We start from the raw sequence: 18,939 nt of genomic DNA on the forward strand, positions 1-18,939 counted from the left end.
GTGCTATCCATCGTCGGGCAGGAGCGCAAACTCATGTACCTTTTAGAGCTTCTTGCGCCGATGGCCTTCTTCCCGCTCATGAATATCGAGACGCTTCTGATAGCGCTGCCCACCCTGTTCTCGAACCTGGTGAGCCAGCAGGGCTATATGGACTCGATACAGTACCATTACACCGCGACCATCATCCCGTTCGTTTTCGTTTCGGGCATCCTCGCAATCGAGAAGCTGGGGCTTAAAGCCAAAGGCAAGGTGCTTATGGCGGGGCTCATTATCGTCGCAGCCCTGGTATCCAACTACTACCTGAGCCCATCACCGCTCTCACCCAACTTTACCCGCGGCTACTGGACGAATAGCAACGAGCGAAGGGGCAGCATGGATGAGGCGCTCTCCTTGATACCGAAGGACGCTGCGGTGAGCGCATACTGCAGCATGGTGCCGCATCTGGCCCACCGGCAGAAGATTTACGAGTTTCCCAATCCGTTTAAAACCGTAAATTGGGGCGTTAGGGGAGAGCACCCGCATAAGAAAGCCTTGATACAGTATGTGGTAGTAGATGTGAAGAACCTGCCGGGTGACCAGCGTTTGTTGATAGATGAACTTAGAAATAAGGGCTTCAGGCAAATCTTCAACCGGGACGAGATCCTGGTTCTTAAGAGAAAGTAAGAGCGCGTATGGCCGGTGATCGCTTCTCACGGATATTACGAATAGCGGGACTTATACTGATCGCCGTTGGCGTGTTTATCTTGCTGAAGATAAACTATACCGATGTTGAGACAAGCTATACCCAGGAACGGATGCACGACGAGTGGATAAAAGCCGAGAACCGCACCCGGGGCAGTGACTTCCACGAGGACCTGCCGGTTGTATCGGCCCCATCCCGGCGTACGGCATCGACCAAACGCGAAACAGCATCCTCGACCGAAACCACATCTTCAATCGCGCGGGATCAAAAAGCGGTCAAGCGGGTTGCGGTGGCGCATCTAAAGCCATTCGCCAGAATCGTTATCCCGCGAATCAGTCTTGACGCCATCGTGGTGCAGGGGGTTGACGAGCAGGCCCTCGCACTTGGGCCGGGCCATATGGAAGAGACCGCCTATCCCGGCGAGGTGGGCAACATGGTTATCTCAGGCCACAGGGTAACGCACAGTCACCCGTTTTACTACCTCGACGAGCTAAAAAAAGGCGACCCCATCGAGATTTACTCGTTGTCAAACAAGAAATATACCTACTACGTGGTCGGTCAAAAAGTCGTTATCCCTACCGATGTGAGCGTAATCGCGCCCACCAAAGACAAGACCTTAACTCTTACCACATGCAACCCGCGCTACAGCGCAAAAACACGGCTTATCATCACCGCCAAGATGTTGGACGAAGATAAGCTCCTGAATTAGATTTACCGCAGGATGGTCTGCATGCGGCTCGGGCCGACCGAGATCATCTCGATTGGAACGCCGGTCATCTCCTCAAGTCTAACGATGTAGTCCTGCGCCGCCTTGGGCAGTTTATCGTAGGAGTCGGCGCCCGATATATCCGTGTTCCAGCCCTCCACTTCCTCGTAGACCGGGGTGCATTTGTGGAAGATACTCTGGTGGCACGGCATCTGCTCGTAGAGCTTGCCCTCGTGCTCGTAGCCGACGCATATCTTAATGGTCTCAAACCCCGAGAGGACGTCAAGCTTGGTAAGGGCGATGCCGGTCAGGCCGTTTATTCTGGCGGCGTACTTGGCGATAACGCCGTCAAACCAGCCACAGCGCCTGGGGCGCCCGGTCGTCGTGCCGTACTCACCGCCTACGCTTCGCATGGTCTCACCGGTATCGTTCTCCTGCTCGGTTGGGAAGGGGCCCGCTCCGACTCTGGTGGTATACGCTTTAACGATGCCGATGATGCGGTTGATGCGCATTGGGCTTACCCCGGCGCCGACGCACGCCCCACCGGCAATCGGCGAGGAGGATGTCACGAACGGGTACGTCCCGTGATCGAGATCGAGCATCATGCCCTGGGCGCCCTCGAAGAGCACGTTCTTGCCGCCATCAAGCGCCTCGTTGATAACCCGGCTGGTATCGCCGATGAGGTTTTTAAGCCGCTCGGCATGCAAGAGGTACTCATCCATAATCTGGTCGATATCCAGAGGATCGACATCGTAGATTTTGGTTAAAACCTGGTTTTTAAAGTTAAGCGCGACTTCAAGCTTTTCCCGGAAGATCTTCATGTCCATCAGGTCCTGCATGCGAAGGCCCACACGCGATGCTTTATCGGTGTAGGCCGGGCCTATCCCTAAACCCGTCGTGCCGATTTTTGACTTGCCCAGTTTCACTTCGGATGCCTGGTCGAGCGCCCGGTGGTACGGCATAATGAGATGGGCGTTTGTACTGACTACGAGATTTGGCTCGCCGATGCCGATGTCTTTTAAGAGATCAAGCTCCATGATGAGGGCCTGGGGATCGATAACCAATCCCGAGGCGATGACCGAGACGACATGCGGGCGCAGTATCCCTGACGGCAATAGATGAAGTTTGAGCTTATGGCCTTCGGCGATTACCGTGTGCCCGGCGTTGTGTCCTCCCTGGTAGCGAACGACCATATCCATGTCGTTGGCCAGCCAGTCTGTAACCTTTCCTTTTCCTTCGTCACCCCATTGAGTGCCGATTAAAATCGTTGCAGGCATTATTTCCTCCCAGATACTTGATTAAGAATTATGCTTAAGAATCGCGCGTGCAGCGACGATGCCGCTTGCCGAGGACTGCATGAGCCCCCGCGTAACCCCGGCCCCGTCACCGATGGCATATAGGTTGTTAATTTCGGTCTCCAATTGCGGCGTGAGTTTCATCCTCGATGAATAAAACTTTACCTCTACGCCGTACAGGAGCGTATTTCTCGAGTTAACCCCCGGCGCCAGTTTATCGAGCACCGTGAGCATCTCTCTGATATCGGATAGATAGCGATACGGCAGCACAAAGCTTAAATCGCCCGGCGTCGCATCGGTAAAGGTCGGCGCGGTCGTTCCCCGTGCAATCCGCTCGGGGGTTGAACGCCGCCCGTCCATTAAGTCTCCAAGGCGCTGCACGATGATGCCTTCACCAAGCAAGTTCGCCAACCGTGCGATATACTTGCCGTACTTGATCGGCTCTTTAAACGGCTCGGTAAACACCGTCGAGACCAGCAGGGCGAAGTTGGTGTTGTCCGTCTTTTTATCCGCGTAGCTGTGCCCGTTGACCGTCGTAATCCCATCGGTCGACTCGGGAGCGACAATACCGTACGGGCAGACGCAGAACGTGCGCACCCTATCCTGAAACGACTTCGATGTATAGATGAGCTTTGGCTCGTAAAGCTCTTCTGTCAACGGCTCCATAACGACCGCGGGAACCTCGACGCGCACCCCGATGTCGACGGCGTTGTTGACCGGGGCCAGCCCGAGGCGCCTGGCCTCTACGTTAAGCCAATCCGCGCCTTCCCTACCGGGGGCCACGATGATGAACCGGCCGGTGATCTCTTCGCCCGACCCGGTTCGCACACCGACCGCACGCCCGTCCTCGACCAGGATATTTATCACCTGAACGCCCGTTTTAATATCGATCGCGGGATCGAGGTGGCGCTTCATCAGCTTCAAGATATCGTTACTGCGATCGGTCCCCATGTGGCGGACCTTCTGCGGAACAAGCCTCATGTCCGCAAGGGTTGCCTGGCGTTGCAGCTCGCGTATCTTCTCATCGTCGGTGCCGTGCACCACATCGGTCGCACCAAAGGCACGATAGACGCCATCGACATAGTCGACCAGCCTTGCAAGTTCCGCCGTTCCCACGTAATCCGAGAGCCATCCACCGATCTCGGTTGAGAGGGTAAGCTTGCCGTCGCTAAAAGCGCCGGCGCCTCCCCAACCCGAGGTAATACGGCATGGCTCACAATGGGCGCATTTTCCCGTAAGCCTCTCAGGACATTTTCTTTTGTTAATATCCGGCCCCTTCTCAATGATAAGAGTTTTTAGCTTGCTCTCTTTTACGAGTTCAAGCGCGGAAAATATACCCGCGGGGCCGCTTCCGACAATGATGACATCATACTCTGCCATCCGTTACACACCTTTTATACGCACAAAAAAACTCAAACAGAAGGCTCTTGGGATACTCCCTACAACCCCGCCGTCCATCCGAGTCTGGCGTTTTTCATTTGGTTGTCCGCATTGCAAATGCAGACCGATCACGCACGTTTCAAGGTTATGCGTTTGTACCATTGCACGCCTTAAAATGTGAACATGTGCGTAATTAGCATAGCTAAACGACCAGCTAAAGTCAAGAAAACAGCCGGGAGTCGTATGCTCCCGAACCTGCTTTCAGGTATAATATTCAGCAATCGGGGGACGAGTAGTGGGTATGATAATGAGTTCGATATCGCCTTTATCGTACTCGGCCTGCACGAGATGACCGTTCAGGGCGCTAAAGAAGCGCTTAAAAAGGCCAGGCGGATTTCAAAACGCCTGGTGATAATGGAATTCGGCTTCGCGCGCTGGCCCGCCTTCTGGAAAAACTTCAAATACTTCCTGATAACCGAGCCAAAAGGCTTCTTCGAGTTCACGAAACAAAATGTCGGCGAGATGATAAAACAGGTCGGCTGGACCATCCAAAAAGAAAACGAAAGCTTCCCGTTTGTAACCTATGTCTGTGAGTAGATGATAGCCCTGGGAGATTTACATCCACTCAGAAAGATCTGATTTCAGGAATTCGTCCACGGGGATTCCGTCGCCCCCGATTAGAAGTTTATGCTGTGGAGTAAAGGCTTTGCTAAAAGCGGTCATGCCCGACAGAACACCTTTAGTTCGACCGCTTTTAACCTCAATGGCTGTAAGCTTGTTTCCTCTGCGGATGACAAAATCAACTTCTTTATCGCCCTCACGCCAGTAAAATAGCTCGATCTTACCACTGGATGCGATGTTTAAAAGGTGGGCTCCGACAGCCGACTCAACAAGACGACCCCAAAAACTACGGTCCCTCTTGGCCTCTTGGAAAGATAAATGAGATTGGGCCGTTATAAGCGCCGTATCGAATACCTGTAGCTTTGGGCTTGAGCCCCTTCTGCGCACAGCTTGACCTGAAAACTTGCTCAAGCCCGTAACAAAACCAGCACCTCTTAACAACTCTAAATAGTGTGCGAGGGTGGTTGTATTCCCCGCTTCCTGCAATTGTCCCAACATCTTTTGATATGAAAGAACTTGCCCGGAGTATTCGCATGATAGGTAAAAAAGTCTTCGCAGAAGTGCCGGCTTATCAACACGGGTCATCAGCAAAATGTCACGAGATATCGTGGTCTCTATTAACGAATCTTGAATATAACGTATCCGGCGTTCCGGCTCCTCAGTAAGCGGGGCGGCTCCAGGGTATCCCCCGTAATAGATAAAGGTATCCACATCCCAGCCAAAATATTCCTGGCACTCCAAGAACGACCAATGGCCAACTCTAATAACCTCAAATCTTCCGGCCAAACTTTCCGTAAGGCCTCTCTGCATGAGAAGTGGTGAAGAACCAAGCAAAACTACCCGTAAAGGGGTATTTTGAAAGGTATCTTCATCCCATAAGCGTTTTATTACCTCAGGCCAATTCAGTATTTTTTGAACCTCATCCAAGACTAAAACAGCGTCCTTTTTACCTGCCGCCTTCAAGCGCCCAAGTTCCCACTGCTGTTCCAGCCAGGTCTCGTCCCTCATGGTAGGTTGATCGGCCGATGCATAGTGAGAAGGTATATTTACCTCCTCAAGAACTTGCTTAACAGCCGTTGTCTTACCAACCTGGCGTGGCCCATAAAGAACCTGGATAAACCGGCGCGGTTCAGAAATTCTTCCGATTAATTTTTGGTTTATATCCCTGACGTAAAGTTTCAGCACGTCTACACCCTCTTTGATATTTTACTCAATATGTTGAGTAAAATAACTCAACATATTGAGTAATTTTATTACTAAGCGTGCTGGCCGTCAACTCTCTCTTCCTTGTTTTACCTTGTTGTAATGAATCATCTGTCGCACCCAAACTTCGTTAAGAGAACCTTCGCAGATAAAACTCTTGCGCAAATCATTGATTGTAGCTACAATGTAGCTACAATACTTGTCCGACCGGCGAGGAGCAGTTCATGGCAATTCGCGTTACCGATTTTCCACATTTTAAGAACGAAGAGGAAGAGCGCGAATTTTGGAAAACCCATAGCGTTACTGAATTTCTTGACGACATGGAGGATGTGACTGATGAGATAATAGTCACACGCCCGAAGAAACGATTATTATCATTTCGGATCGACGATGAGGTTATCGAGCGCCTTCAAAAGCTTGCTCAGCGCAAGGGAATTGGTTATCAGACATTAATGCGGGTTTGGGTTATCGAGCGCCTTGAAGAGGAAGAGAGACGCGCTGGTTAAGTTAATTTAAAAGCCCTCTACATGCAATCACGGCTTTATCCACCATTACAAAATCCCTCTATCTGCAACCGATTTCAGAAACTCCTTGCGAAAGTACTGTATATGAGGAAGATAATCGAGATACAAGGCCAGGGTCCTGGTTTCATATGAAACCCGCTCTTTTTCATCTACACTAAACAACAGGATACCCCTGGTGAGAATCTCCCCCTGAATGGCAAGCGACATATCATTCATGACTCGCACGTCTATTGGCGCAAGCCCGCTTAGCTCTTCGATCTCGCGACCCAGGGTTAGCTCCTCATCTAGCGACAGGATTGAATGCGGCCTTACATAGAGGGCAATGTCAATATCGCTTCCCAGGTGGATGTCTCCCTTGGCGTAAGACCCAAACAGATACGCGCTCACGACAGGGTATTTGGCCAGGATTTTGTTTAAGCTTCCGGTCAAAGCGGCAACTGTTTTCTCCGTTATATTTTCGCTTCTTTTTTTAGCGCTCATATCACTCATATTATAGCCTGATCCTCAACGGTGTACACGTGTTAATAGTAACGATTGGATTCGGCACTGTAAACTGCATGTGCAACGCCAGGAAACCTGCCGAACCGATCGCCGTGCTCTCGTTGTCTGGCACTCCCGTTGTCTAACGCTTGACACCGAAAACCCAATAAAATACCTTGAAACAATGAGCTTGAGGATTTCGAACTATAAGTTAACGCGAGACATGATCAAAGACGCCGCGTTGCCGGCGATCTACAGCCGTGGCCGTGAATATTATCAAGACGGCAAGGTTGTGGATTGGGAGGAGCACGAGCCGGGATACATCACGGGCACGGTTAGAGGTTCCGGAAACCACCGTTACACAACCGGAATCGACTTCAGGGACGGGGACCTTGATTGTTGGTGCAGTTGCCCGTACGACCGGTCGGATGTCTGCAAACACGCGGTAGCCTTAGCCCTGACCTACCTGGATTATAGCTCGCAACCGATAAAAGAAGACGTTCATCCAAGAGGGTTTAACCAGCTCGCAATAGAGGGCCATGGCGGCTATGTCCCGTGGCAACTTGCCCTGGATAAAATCGTTGGTTCAACCGCGCCGGAGCGAAAAACCGGCTACTACCGCCTTATATATCGACTAGGCGTAACCATAAATTCCCAATTGGCGATCGAACTCTTTAAGGCGCGAATTGGAAAAAACGGCAAGGGACAGGAGGAGCATTATTACTATGACCCGATGTCGCCGAGCACATTCGTTCGTGACAGGGATAAAGCTATTTTGGGTTTATTTGCTTTTGGCAGAACGCTGATTTATTCCACGACCTATATTTCACCCGATATCATCGATCCCCTGCTGAGGATGCTTGCCGACGAAGAACATGTTTTTCTCGGTTCTACCCAGATAAAGGCGCATATAGCTTTAGCCCCGGTAAAGGCTGTCCTCTCCCTTATTGAGGATGGCGAGAACCATAAATTCGAAGTATTGTTTTATCCTGAAAAAATCAACGAAGTCAAAGACAAGCTTTTTGTCCTGGGTGAGAGCAAACCATGGGTAACCAACGGTCATGGTTTTTTTCCTCTCGAAACAAATCTGCCCGGCTCAGTTCTCAGGGCGTTCTTAAAGGAACCGCACGTTGTTAAAGAAGAGCAGGTTTCGCTTTTTATGGAGCGCTACTACGACCCGCTCTTAGATAAAAATGCGTTAGAAATAAAAAGCACCAGGATACAGGATGCCCGGAACGACATTCAGCCGCGACCGGTCCTCTACCTGGATGGAGGTAACAAGGGTCTTATTCTAAAGCCCTGTTTCGCCTACGGCGACGGCCCCCCTCAAGTAAAGCCGGGCGCTTCAGCGAAGATACTAAAAGCTACGAGCGACGGCGATTCGTTTTGGGTTCGACGGCGACTGGATGATGAAGAGAACGCCCGCAAGATGCTTGAAGAAGCAGGCGTTATGCTCGACCCTACCGGAACCGGCTGGCTCGACGGTGACGACGCTTTAGATTTTCTGTCGTATTCGGTTGCTCCATTAAAAGCTCGGGGCTGGGAGGTCGTGGGAGAAGTCGGTTCTCTTCGCCTGAATAGAGCCAGGCCGAAAGTTGGAGCGAGAATATCGTCGGGCATCGATTGGTTTGATCTCAACCTTGAGATCGGCTACGGCGATTCGCTTGTCGATATCTCCACCGTGCTGGCAATTTACAAGTCGGGAAGAAAGTATATCCAGTTGGATGACGATAGCTGGGCGCAATTGCCGCTTGACTGGCTGCATAAAGTAACCGCGCCTCTTGAAGAACTGGCGGATATTGAAGGACAGGAAATAGCCGCTGCCACAAACAACGGCAAGCTAAAACTCAGGTCGCACAATATCCCGCTGGCGGAAGAAATCCTGTCGGGGGTGGATCTAAGATCAATTCCCTCTTTTGATATGCTAAGAGAACGACTTGATTCGTTCAAGGGGATAGAGAAGGTCGATATCCCCCACGGGTTGACAGCGACGCTCAGGGAATATCAAAAAGACGGCCTGGATTGGCTTGGCTTTCTCTCGAGCTTTTTCTTTAACGGCATCTTAGCCGATGACATGGGCCTGGGGAAAACCGTCCAGACGCTCGCCCATCTTTTACGGGAGAAAAACGAGGGGCTTGCCACAAAACCCTCGTTAATTATAGCGCCGACCTCGGTCTCGTATAATTGGAAGGAAGAAAGCCGCCGCTTTACGCCGGATTTAAAGGTATTGGTGCTTACCGGCCCACAGCGACACCAGGGGTTTGAAGATATAGCAGGTGCCGATATCGTTATCACCACGTATGCCCTGCTGCGCCGCGATTTTGAGAAGCTACAGAAGCACGCGTATCACTACATAATCCTTGATGAGGCCCAGTTTATAAAGAATCCGGCAGCCCAAACGAGCAAGCTTTGCAAGCGTTTAATTGGGAATCATAGGTTAGCCCTGACGGGTACGCCGATGGAGAATAATCTTACCGAAATCTGGTCGATTTTTGATTTCCTGATGCCGGGGTTATTGGGCAGCCACAAAAGTTTCCAGAAACGGTATGAAAAACCGATCGCGAAAACCGGGGATATGGTGGCGCTTCAGAGACTGAAAAGAAGGCTGAAACCCTTTATCTTGCGAAGGGTAAAGCGGGATGTCGCAAAGGAACTGCCGCCTAAAACTGAGATCGTCGCTTACTGCGAAATGACTTCATCCCAAAGAACCCTTTACCAGCAGGTTTTAAATACCTACCGGGCTAAAGTGTTTGAATCGATTGCCACAAAAGGCATAGAGCGGTCGCATATTACGATTCTCGACGCCCTTTTAAAGTTACGGCAGGTCTGCAATAACCCCCAACTTCTTAAGGTCGCCCCGCATAAAGTAAAGACATCCGGCAAAATGGAGCTTTTTGAGGAGATGGTCGGGCAACTTGCAAACGAAGGGCACCGCGCCCTCGTTTTCAGCCAGTTTACGCAAATGCTCGGCTTGTTAAAGCGATGGCTCGATAGCAAGAATATCCCGTATTGTTACCTGGACGGGCGTACGCGCGACCGCTCGAAAGTCATTAAGGAGTTTAATGAAGGCGATGTTCCTCTGTTTTTAATAAGCCTTAAAGCCGGCGGCACGGGGCTTAATCTTACCGCCGCCGACTATGTCATCCACCTTGACCCCTGGTGGAATCCTGCGGTCGAGAACCAGGCCACGGACAGAGCCTACCGCATAGGCCAGGATAAACACGTGTTTGTCTATAAAATGATTACCAAAGACAGCATCGAAGAGAAAATACTCGTGCTCCAGGAGCACAAAAAAGCGCTGTTCGATAACCTCCTATCCGAAGGCGACCTGGGCAAATCCCTTACCAAAGACGACCTGGAAGAGCTTTTTAGACGGGTAGATGTATAAAAACACGAGACGAAGTAAGCAACGTCGATTTTAAAAGCCTATCGTTCATTTTCTTCTAACAATCTGTTGGCAAGTTCCCGCATATACCCGATATCCGGGCCGAAGTCCTTGCCGTATTCGTGAAGCAGGGTTCCCTCATAGATAAGCTCGTGGGCCTCTTCGCCCAGGATATCCCCTGGGTAATTATCCGTGAGGTAAACATTCAAAAGGAAATACGAGTTTCGCGCTTTCCAGGGTTCGAGTTTGCCGGCCTCGATCTGGCCCAGAAACCAAAGGGTGAGGCGGCCCAGCATATGGCGGGCATCGTCGATCTCGCCCTCCTCGATCTTTAACGCGATTGGTTCGACAACAATGAACACGTCGCGCGTTACCTCTTCTGCATACTGACTAAACGGGATATCCGGTCGCATAGTATATGTATATTCCATTAAACCGCATAACTCAACAAGAGAAGCATCGAATCGCCATTTTGACTATAAGAATGACGCCATATGATATCGCTTAAGCTCTTGCTTTACTATCTAAAGTCATCAGAATAGCAGATGCAAGGTAAAGGACCAACACGACCCCATACCACTTAAAAATACCGGGAGTCAACGCCATATAGAATCCTGTCGGAAGAGCCAGCAAAAACGCGCCATACATGAGCAACGGTTTCTTGATAAGAATAGAGGCCATGGCGAGGCACGCGGGAAGGAGTACCATAACAAAAGTATTAAATACAACATCGCTGCGAACCGGCCCATTATACGGATTAGTAAAAACCATCCTCACCCAATAATAAACAGCAAGGGCTGCAGCGAATAGCCCGCTAATCAACGCAACTTTATGGATAATTGATCTCCCCTTGGGCTTAAATTGCCTCATCTACCCTCCTATTTGCTAGAAGTTTTAATTATTTTACAAAAATAGTTACCAATATACCAGGAACCATAAATATAATATCGAATATTCGGCGATTGTATTGTTTGTAAAGATTTCTATTTGAATGTTGTTATCTATTTATATTATGTTTTTATATCATAATATAGTTGGGTGTTTGTACTCCATTAACACATGCAACTTGCAACCTAGTAAAGGAGGTGAGCACAATGCAATAAACCAACCTGCTATAATACGAAGGCCAATCAAACACACAATAACTTAAATGCACATGTCAAGAAAGGAGAATGTGACCGATGAGAAGATTTGTCTCACTTATTCTTATGGTTGCCCTTGTTTTGTCTCTGTGTCTGGCACCAATGGCCACAGCCCAAGCAGGCATCAAAAGCGAAAAAATCTTAAAGCCAGAGAAAGGCAGCTACGTCGTCCTTGATAAAGTGGAGTTTATCCAAACTGATAATGGTTCGACAGTTAATATCAAGGATTCTTTCAAGACGAATCAGACAATCGAAGCATACAATATTAAGGTCGACGGGAAAAAGGGAACGTATAAAACTGCAAAGATTGAGACCACTACTGTCGAGGAAACAGCGGGTACGAGTGGTGTGTCTGCTGCAACAGTAACGCGTTATAATTGGGTAAAACTCGTTACAGATGATCCGGTAGGCTACGACTTGTGTTCTACTAAATTAAGGGTAGACTGGTATGATTATGGAAGCTCGCTTGCCTTTAAGAGCCACAGCATAAGCCCATGGGCGGCCTATCCATCGCAAGCAGGTACTCACTGGCATATTAGCAGCTATTGGATTGGCGACCCGTACATTTACTATGCATGGTCGAGAATGGATCAATCAGGGAATGGAAAGTATTATAATTGGGACTTCGGTGACGATGCACAGCGAACAGACGTCGCTCACTATATAACAATTACGTGCTACGCCGGTGGTTATGCCGAGCGCACTATAAGTTGGACTCGAAGCGGAGAATATTGGTGGCTCTTAGATCTGGATGTATATAGTGGTTACGGCTCGTATTAGCTCATAACGCCTAACAAGAACTAATATGCGCAAAGCGGGCGGAGAGTTTTTCTCCGCCCGCTGCTATTTCATTCATGGGTTACCGATTAGACCATTTACCGGCTCGCCAAGCTTACTCTACTCCACAGCGCTTCTTAAGCCGCTCCCAGTTCTTGTCAACCTGGGACTGGAATTCTTCGATAAGGTGCTCGTTGCCCGGTTTGAAGAAATGCTTGAAGCGGCCCTGCGGCTTCAAGAATTCCTCGACCGGCCTAAGCCCCTTTGCCGGCTTGAAGTTAAGCTTCCACTCGCCGTCTTCAACCTCGTAGAGCGGCCAGAATCCGGTCTGTACCGCAAGTTTTGCGATCTCAACCGTCATCTCATTTGGCGTCCTCCAGCCACGCGGGCAGGGAGACATTACGTTAATAAACGCCGGGCCGTCAACTGCGAAAGCCTTCTCGGCTTTGTTGACCAGGTCTTTCCAGTGGCTGATACTCGCCTGCGCAACATACGGGATGTTGTGGGCCGCCATAATCTGGGTAAGGTCTTTTCGCGCCTGCGGCTTGCCCTGGCCCACTTTGCCGGCCGGCGACGTTGTCGTCGCTGCGCCAAACGGGGTTGCGCCCGAGCGCTGGATGCCGGTGTTCATATACGCGCCGTTGTCGTAGCATACGTAGAGCATGTTATGGCCGCGCTCCATCGCACCGGAGAGCGACTGCAAACCGATGTCATACGTGCCGCCGTCGCCGCCGAACGCCACGAATTTTATCTCTTTATCCGCAGGGATTTTCCCTCTTCTCTTAAGCGCATTGTAAGCCCCCTCGACGCCGCTCATTGTGGCGGCCGAGTTCTCGAACGCGTTGTGAATAAACGGGGTACCCCACGCGGTAAACGGATACGGGGTCGTCGAGACCTCAAGGCACCCGGTTGCCGAACCGGCGACTACCGGGTTATCCGTGCCCAGCAGCACCTGGCGAACTGCGATGGAGGCTCCGCAACCGGCGCACAGCCTGTGACCGCCGGTAAGGCGCTCTTCTTTATGACTAAGCTCTTTAATAGTTGCCATCTGCCTCCTACTCCTTTACTCCAAGTAATGTAACGGCCTCGCGCGGGGCTTCTTCGCCGCGCGCCACCTTCTGCAGGTCCCCGAAGACCGTCTCGATCTGGTCCGGGCCGGTATCCCTACCGCCAAGACCATATACGTAGCCCTGAACATGCGGGCGTTTTGTAGTGTTATAAAGTGCCGCTTTTACCTCCATGTAGACCGGTCCGCCCGGTGCACCGATGGAATCGGAGCGGTCCATAACCGCAACGGCCTTTAAGTGCGAAAGCGCATCTGCCATCTCGGCAGACGGGAACGGCCTGAAGAGCCTCGGCTTTAGAAGGCCGACTTTCATGCCCTTATCGCGCAGTTTGTCGACGACATACTTCGCCGTGCCGGCGGTCGATCCCAGGACAATAACGGCGATATGCGCGTCATCAAGGCGATACTCCTCGAACAGGCCATAGGTCCTGCCCGAGAGCTTGCCGTATTCTTTCGAAACCTTCAACACGACATCTTTTGCGTTCTCGAGAGCCACGCGCATGGCTTTTCTCTGCTCGTAATAATACGGCGGCATCGCAAACGGACCGAAGGTCATCGGATTATCCGTATCGAGCAGTGCGCGCTTTGGCACATACTCACCGACGAACTTCTTAACGACCTCGTCGTCTAAAACATCAAAGCGATCGATTGCATGGCTTGTGATAAAGCCATCGTGCATGATCATGACCGGCAGCATTACCTTCTCGTGCTCGGCCACACGCATCGCGATAATCGTGTTATCGTATGCCTCCTGGGCGGTCTCACCGAACATCTGCACCCATCCCATATCACGTGCACCCATCGAATCGGAGTGGTCACAGTGAATATTGATTGGGCCGGAGAGCGACCGGTTGACGTTGTGCATAACGATAGGCAGCCTCATCGCGGACGCGATAGAGAGTTCCTCCCACATGAGCGCAAGGCCTTGAGACGAGGTTGTCGTCATAACCCTGGCCCCAGCGGCCGATGCGCCGATGCACGCGCTCATCGCGCTGTGCTCGCTCTCGACGTTGATATACTCGGTATCTACCACACCGTTCGCCACGTAGTTTGCAAACTCCTCGACGATGGTTGTCTGGGGCGTAATCGGATATGCCCCAACAACATCGGGGTTGATTTGCTTCATGGCAAGCGCACATCCCGCGTTACCGGTCATGGCAACAGTCGTCTGCTTTGTAGTCGCTTTATTAGCTGTTGTCGCCATTATTTCTCGCCTCCTTCTTCGACCATTGTAATGGCTTTTGTCGGACAGACATTGGCACAGATGCCACAGCCCTTGCAATGATCGTAGTCAAAACTGTCCCATTTCTCGTCTTTAACGCGAATGCTCGAGTCTGGGCAATTAATCCAGCAGATAAGGCAATTCGTGCACTTTTCTTCATCCCAAATCGGCCTATTCGAACGCCATCCGCCGGTCTTATAATCAGCGGCATTGCCCGCCTCGGGGATGGTAGCGCCCAGCGGGTGCTTCTTCCAGCCCCAATTCTCAATGCCTTTAATATTCCATTTGGTTTGCGTCTTTATCTTAGTTTTGCTCATTATTCTGCTTTCACCTCCGCATAGGCGCGCTCGACGGCTTTTACGTTGCCCTCGATGATCTCCTCGGAGAACTTCTTGCCGAACGACTTACGCAGATACTCCGTCACATTCTCGATCGGCATTATGCCTGTAACCCGAACCAGCGCACCCATCATGGGCGTATTTGGAATTGCACGGCCGATCGTCTCCTTCGCGATCTTAGTCGCATCGACCGTATAGACCTTGCGGCCTTTTAGCTTCATGGCTTTACGAATAGCAGCCGGTTCCTCATCGGTGTTGATAATTAAAACACCGTCGGTATCCAACCCTTCAGTAACATCAACCGCACTCAAAAGCGTCGAGTCGAGAACCACGACGATTTCGGGATTGGTAATGCTGCTGCGAATGTGGATAGGCCCGTTGCTGATTCGCGTAAACGCCAAGATCGGAGCGCCCATTCTCTCAGGGCCGTACTCCGGAAACGCCTGGAAATACTGGCCTTGCGAAAGGGCCGTCTCTGCCAGGAGCTTTGCGGCCGTAACCGCGCCCTGGCCGCCCCGTGCGTGCCAGCGAATCTCAGTAAGTTTTTCCACTCCCATTGTCACCTCCGAAAATATCTAAGCTCCCACAAGCCAATGGCCACTAGCCAAAGGTTAATAGAAGTAAACTACATTTCCCGCCTTCCTTCAAGGGCGCGACCTAAGGTTATTTCGTCGGCATACTCAAGATCCCCGCCCACGGGCAGACCGCTGGCGATGCGTGTGACCTTGATACCGAGGGGTTTGATTAGCCGCGCAAGATACATCGCCGTGGCCTCGCCCTCGATATTGGGGTTGGTCGCGACTACAATTTCGCGCACATCTTTTTTTTCGCCAAGCCGCTTTAAGAGTTCTTTAACCCGGATATCATCCGGCCCGATGCCGTCGATAGGAGAGATCGCTCCCTGCAAAACGTGGTAAAGACCCTTAAACTCGCCGGTTTTTTCAAGCGCGACGATGTCCCTGGGTTCCTCCACAACGCAGATAACCGCCTGGTCGCGGCCTGGGTCCTTGCATAATTCGCATATTACCGCATCGGTAACGTTAAAGCACTCATCACAAAAGCGTATTTTATCTTTTACCTCATCGATGGCCCGCGCCAGTTTTTTCGCATCATCCGGCGATGCCTTGAGGATATAAAAAGCAAGTCGTTGTGCGGTTTTCGGCCCGACCCCCGGAAGCTTGGAGAGCTCCTCGATCAGGCTTGCAACCGGGCCAGCGTAGTAGGACATAGCTTACTATAACACCTTACTTTCTCGTTGTGGCTGCAGCTATCAGTTCATAGGACTCAGCTTATTTATAGATTTACACTGATTTTCTAGAGATGGCTGAGAACTGATAACCCCTTTATTATACCTGATTCTTAAAAATAATTCTTGGACAAAAAAGCGCCGGCTCAAGAGATGTCGGCGCTCGTAAACGATCTTTATCCCAGGCCCCTGGACCCTCTTTTAGAATCCCGGTAAGCCCAGACCACCTAAGCCGCCCGCCAAAGGCCCGGTTACCTCGGCCATCTTCTTCTGCGCAAGGTCCTGGGATTGGCGTAGCGCTTCATTGACCGCCGCTACGATCATATCCTCGAGGATCTCGACGTCTTCGGGATCGACCACCGAGGGGTCTATTCTTACCTCAAGAAGCTGTTGCTTGCCGGTCACGACGGCTTTAACCGCGCCACCGCCCGCGCTCGTCTCTATTTTGGTTTCCGCCAGTATTGCTTCGGCCTTTGCCATATCGGCCTGCATCTTCTGGATTTGCTTCATCATGTTCCCGTACTGTGGACCGCCCTTCATCTATGTGCCCTCCTGGTTTTTAATCTCTTCAATCGAAATTTCTTCGACTATCTTAGCACCAAATGTATCCCGAACCAATTTAATATAATCATCTGCGGGTATCATATCAGACGGGGTGAGGCCGTCTTCCGCCGTGGTATGCGTAACCGCCACCGTCTTGGCGCCGCCACCGGTTGCGCCACTCGCTACACCGCTAACCGTGCTGCTAATTCCATCATTGGCTTTGCCGCCGGTTGCTTCATTGGCTGCTTCCTTGGCAAGCTCACACACTATCGGGATGGTAACCCCGCTTGCGGTCTTGAGCACATCGCGGAGCAGCTTCAGATTTTCCGGTGTTTCTACAAATGCCTTATCGCTCTCTTTAAGGGCGAGCACCAATCTCCCGTCTTCGACGCGGTCGAGTACGGCCCGCGCAAAGAAGTCGTACCGCGAGCGCTTCTTTTCTTTTATGATTTTTAAAACCTGCGGCCAGGCCCGCTTCACCAGCTCCATATCGACTATGGCGCCCGCCGGCATCCCCTGCCCCTTTGCGGGGGTGCGGTGCGGGACATCTTTTGCGGTCGCCCCGCCCGCCAGAGCGTTCTCCAAACGCTCCACCCGGTACATGACGCCCTCGATAGAGGCGTCATCGCCCGTTTTTACCATTTTAAAGAGGGCGATCTCAAAGAGCAGGCGCATATCGGTCGCCCACCTCGACTGGTTATAAAGATCGCTTAGCGTGTTTATAAAAAAGAGGAGCGGGCGCGGGTTGACCCGCGACGCCTGCTCGATAAGCTTCTCCTTCAGCTCATCCGGTACGCCGGCAAGGCGCATATCGGGCACGGTTTGCGCAAGATACAGGTTGCGAAGATGCCCCAAAAGGTCCTGGATAAACTGGCGAAGATCAAAACCCTTCTCAATGAGACCATCGATAAGCAAAAGCCCTTCGCCGAGGTCGCCCTTGATAAGGGTATCGGAAAACTGCAATAAAAGCTCGCTGTCGGTGATACCCAACAGTGCGACGACATCGGCGCTCTCTATCTTCTCCTTCGAGAAGGAGGCAAGCTGGTCCAGCACCCCGAGCGGATCGCGAAGCGACCCTTGCGCGTGGTGTGCGATTAAAAAGAGTGCGCTCTCATCGATATCGATATGCTCGGCCTCGGCGACAAAACGCAGGCGCGCCTCGATATCGGCGACCGATATACGCCTGAAATCAAACCGCTGGCATCTCGAGAGGATCGTGGGCAACACCTTATGCGGCTCGGTGGTCGCCAGCACGAAAACAACGTGCTCGGGTGGTTCCTCAAGCGTCTTTAAAAGCGTATTGAACGACTCGGTGGTAAGCATGTGAACCTCGTCTATGATATAGACTTTCTTACCGCCCTGCGTCGAGCTGTAGGGGATTTTCTCGAGAAGGTCGCGAATCTCTTCGACCCTGCGGTTCGAGGCCGCATCAAGTTCCAGTACATCAATGGAGCTGCCGTCATTGATCGACCTGCACGAATCGCACTCGTTGCAGGGCGTTGGCGTAGGGCCCTTGACGCAGTTGATCGCTTTCGCCAGGATGCGCGCCGTGGTTGTTTTTCCGGTGCCGCGCGGACCGCAGAAAAGATAGGCGTGGGCGATTCTCCCCGCCTCAATCGCGTTTTTTAACGTCTGGATAACGTGGGGCTGGCCTGCTATCTCATCGAAGGTCTGCGGTCGCCATTTTCGATACAGCGATACGTACGCCACTTTTTTTGCCTCCGGCGGTTCCTGGTTGAACATAATTACAAAAAGATGACGACCGTGCACCTGCTTTTGACATCCGGCCCCAAGCGCTGCTACGTAGTTAGCTCCAGCCAGGCTTCCCCACGGCACACGGAATAGCCCGTTTACCGCTGCTTCCTCCCGGACCTGACGGGGTTCACGAGTTTCCGTTGCGCAGGACCCGACCTTCAACACCACTTGCGCAACAACCGACCTCACAACCGGGGAGCCTGGAGCAGGGATTCAGTCCCGCTATAGCGGATTGCGAGCAACAGGGCACCGCTACCTCCCCACCTAGCACGGTCATCTGCGGAGGAGGAGGGATTCGAACCCTCGAGACGGTTCCCCGCCAACACGATTTCCAGTCGTGCGCACTAGGCCAAGCTATGCGACTCCTCCGGATGAAACATCATCGTGAAAAAACGCTCGAACGTTTTTTCACCTTGCAATTTTACCACACGTTTAAAAATTTCACATACAACAGGGACCTCTCATTAGGCAAGCACCTTGCGGAGGAGGAGGGATTCGAACCCTCGAGACCCTAATGGGCCTAACGGTTTTCGAGACCGCCGCACTCGACCGGGCTATGCGACTCCTCCAGTTG

General features: G+C 51.6%; 19 protein-coding genes, 2 tRNA genes and 1 other RNA gene. 6 read left to right on the forward strand and 16 right to left on the reverse strand.

Annotated features, from left to right (window positions below; genetic code table 11):
- Both COY37_RS07330 and COY37_RS07335 read left to right on the forward strand, forming a co-directional pair.
- On the forward strand, nucleotides 1-663 hold a 663-nt coding region (locus COY37_RS07330), incomplete at its 5' end, for a DUF2079 domain-containing protein (protein ID WP_286977042.1).
- An 8-nt stretch (nucleotides 664-671) separates the two neighbouring features.
- On the forward strand, nucleotides 672-1,391 hold the full coding sequence (locus tag COY37_RS07335) for a class E sortase (protein WP_286678310.1): 720 nt from the start codon (nucleotides 672-674) through the stop codon (nucleotides 1,389-1,391).
- Nucleotides 1,392-1,393: 2 nt separating this feature from the next.
- On the opposite strand, the gene COY37_RS07340 is transcribed toward COY37_RS07335, so the two are convergent.
- Together COY37_RS07340 and COY37_RS07345 are read right to left on the reverse strand one after the other, a co-directional pair.
- A complete protein-coding gene (locus COY37_RS07340) occupies nucleotides 1,394-2,665 on the reverse strand; it encodes an adenylosuccinate synthase (protein WP_286678309.1) in 1,272 nt (423 codons plus the stop codon).
- A gap of 21 nt (nucleotides 2,666-2,686) precedes the next feature.
- Nucleotides 2,687-4,063, reverse strand: coding sequence for an NAD(P)/FAD-dependent oxidoreductase (locus COY37_RS07345; RefSeq protein ID WP_286678308.1), 1,377 nt, complete (start codon nucleotides 4,061-4,063; stop codon nucleotides 2,687-2,689).
- A gap of 243 nt (nucleotides 4,064-4,306) precedes the next feature.
- Here COY37_RS07345 and COY37_RS07350 point away from each other — a divergent pair, with 243 nt between their 5' ends.
- Complete coding sequence (locus COY37_RS07350) at nucleotides 4,307-4,660, forward strand: class I SAM-dependent methyltransferase (protein WP_286678307.1); 354 nt, start codon at nucleotides 4,307-4,309, stop codon at nucleotides 4,658-4,660.
- 18 nt (nucleotides 4,661-4,678) lie between these two features.
- On the opposite strand, the gene COY37_RS07355 is transcribed toward COY37_RS07350, so the two are convergent.
- The gene (locus COY37_RS07355) at nucleotides 4,679-5,869 is read right to left on the reverse strand and encodes an ATP-binding protein (protein WP_286678306.1); all 1,191 of its coding nucleotides are present in this window, start codon (nucleotides 5,867-5,869) and stop codon (nucleotides 4,679-4,681) included.
- 242 nt (nucleotides 5,870-6,111) lie between these two features.
- Here COY37_RS07355 and COY37_RS07360 point away from each other — a divergent pair, with 242 nt between their 5' ends.
- Nucleotides 6,112-6,393 carry a CopG family antitoxin gene (locus COY37_RS07360; RefSeq protein ID WP_286678305.1) on the forward strand — a complete coding sequence of 94 codons (282 nt, stop codon included), beginning with the start codon at nucleotides 6,112-6,114 and terminating at the stop codon, nucleotides 6,391-6,393.
- Nucleotides 6,394-6,438: 45 nt separating this feature from the next.
- Here the strand turns inward: COY37_RS07360 and mntA are convergent, their stop codons facing one another.
- Nucleotides 6,439-6,891 carry a type VII toxin-antitoxin system MntA family adenylyltransferase antitoxin gene (mntA, locus tag COY37_RS07365; RefSeq protein ID WP_286678304.1) on the reverse strand — a complete coding sequence of 151 codons (453 nt, stop codon included), beginning with the start codon at nucleotides 6,889-6,891 and terminating at the stop codon, nucleotides 6,439-6,441.
- 184 nt (nucleotides 6,892-7,075) lie between these two features.
- On the opposite strand from mntA, the gene COY37_RS07370 reads away from it, so the two are divergent.
- Nucleotides 7,076-10,279 carry a DEAD/DEAH box helicase gene (locus COY37_RS07370; RefSeq protein ID WP_286678303.1) on the forward strand — a complete coding sequence of 1,068 codons (3,204 nt, stop codon included), beginning with the start codon at nucleotides 7,076-7,078 and terminating at the stop codon, nucleotides 10,277-10,279.
- A 38-nt stretch (nucleotides 10,280-10,317) separates the two neighbouring features.
- Here COY37_RS07370 and COY37_RS07375 read toward each other — a convergent pair whose 3' ends face one another.
- Both COY37_RS07375 and COY37_RS07380 read right to left on the reverse strand, forming a co-directional pair.
- Complete coding sequence (locus tag COY37_RS07375; protein ID WP_286678302.1) at nucleotides 10,318-10,707, reverse strand: hypothetical protein; 390 nt, start codon at nucleotides 10,705-10,707, stop codon at nucleotides 10,318-10,320.
- Between the two features lie 73 nt (nucleotides 10,708-10,780).
- Nucleotides 10,781-11,146, reverse strand: a complete 366-nt coding sequence (locus COY37_RS07380; RefSeq protein ID WP_286678301.1) for a hypothetical protein — start codon at nucleotides 11,144-11,146, stop codon at nucleotides 10,781-10,783.
- Nucleotides 11,147-11,457: 311 nt separating this feature from the next.
- Here COY37_RS07380 and COY37_RS07385 point away from each other — a divergent pair, with 311 nt between their 5' ends.
- The gene (locus COY37_RS07385; protein WP_286678300.1) at nucleotides 11,458-12,198 is read left to right on the forward strand and encodes a hypothetical protein; all 741 of its coding nucleotides are present in this window, start codon (nucleotides 11,458-11,460) and stop codon (nucleotides 12,196-12,198) included.
- Between the two features lie 112 nt (nucleotides 12,199-12,310).
- Here COY37_RS07385 and COY37_RS07390 read toward each other — a convergent pair whose 3' ends face one another.
- From COY37_RS07390 to COY37_RS07435, 10 genes are all read right to left on the reverse strand, one after another.
- Nucleotides 12,311-13,243 carry a thiamine pyrophosphate-dependent enzyme gene (locus tag COY37_RS07390; RefSeq protein WP_286677752.1) on the reverse strand — a complete coding sequence of 311 codons (933 nt, stop codon included), beginning with the start codon at nucleotides 13,241-13,243 and terminating at the stop codon, nucleotides 12,311-12,313.
- Nucleotides 13,244-13,250: 7 nt separating this feature from the next.
- Nucleotides 13,251-14,465, reverse strand: a complete 1,215-nt coding sequence (porA, locus tag COY37_RS07395; RefSeq protein WP_286677753.1) for a hypothetical protein — start codon at nucleotides 14,463-14,465, stop codon at nucleotides 13,251-13,253.
- Entirely contained in the window at nucleotides 14,465-14,800 is a 336-nt protein-coding gene (locus COY37_RS07400) for a 4Fe-4S binding protein (RefSeq protein ID WP_286677754.1), read from the reverse strand. Before COY37_RS07400 ends, porA begins: the two co-directional genes overlap by 1 nt.
- Complete coding sequence (locus COY37_RS07405; RefSeq protein ID WP_286677755.1) at nucleotides 14,800-15,378, reverse strand: 2-oxoacid:acceptor oxidoreductase subunit gamma family protein; 579 nt, start codon at nucleotides 15,376-15,378, stop codon at nucleotides 14,800-14,802. Before COY37_RS07405 ends, COY37_RS07400 begins: the two co-directional genes overlap by 1 nt.
- Nucleotides 15,379-15,446: 68 nt before the next feature.
- The gene (gene recR, locus COY37_RS07410; RefSeq protein ID WP_286677756.1) at nucleotides 15,447-16,049 is read right to left on the reverse strand and encodes a recombination mediator RecR; all 603 of its coding nucleotides are present in this window, start codon (nucleotides 16,047-16,049) and stop codon (nucleotides 15,447-15,449) included.
- A 219-nt stretch (nucleotides 16,050-16,268) separates the two neighbouring features.
- Nucleotides 16,269-16,607, reverse strand: coding sequence for a YbaB/EbfC family nucleoid-associated protein (locus COY37_RS07415; RefSeq protein WP_286677757.1), 339 nt, complete (start codon nucleotides 16,605-16,607; stop codon nucleotides 16,269-16,271).
- A complete protein-coding gene (dnaX, locus tag COY37_RS07420; protein ID WP_286977049.1) occupies nucleotides 16,608-18,320 on the reverse strand; it encodes a DNA polymerase III subunit gamma/tau in 1,713 nt (570 codons plus the stop codon).
- A 52-nt stretch (nucleotides 18,321-18,372) separates the two neighbouring features.
- Nucleotides 18,373-18,638, reverse strand: an RNA gene (ffs, locus tag COY37_RS07425) — signal recognition particle sRNA large type.
- Between the two features lie 7 nt (nucleotides 18,639-18,645).
- Nucleotides 18,646-18,734, reverse strand: a tRNA-Ser gene (locus COY37_RS07430).
- Between the two features lie 111 nt (nucleotides 18,735-18,845).
- Nucleotides 18,846-18,934: transfer RNA gene (locus COY37_RS07435), tRNA-Ser, on the reverse strand.
- Between the last annotated feature and the right edge of the window lie 5 nt (nucleotides 18,935-18,939).

It is taken from the genome of Candidatus Aquicultor secundus (genome assembly GCF_002791875.1).
Classification (GTDB): Bacteria; Actinomycetota; Aquicultoria; order Aquicultorales; family Aquicultoraceae; genus Aquicultor_A; species Aquicultor_A secundus.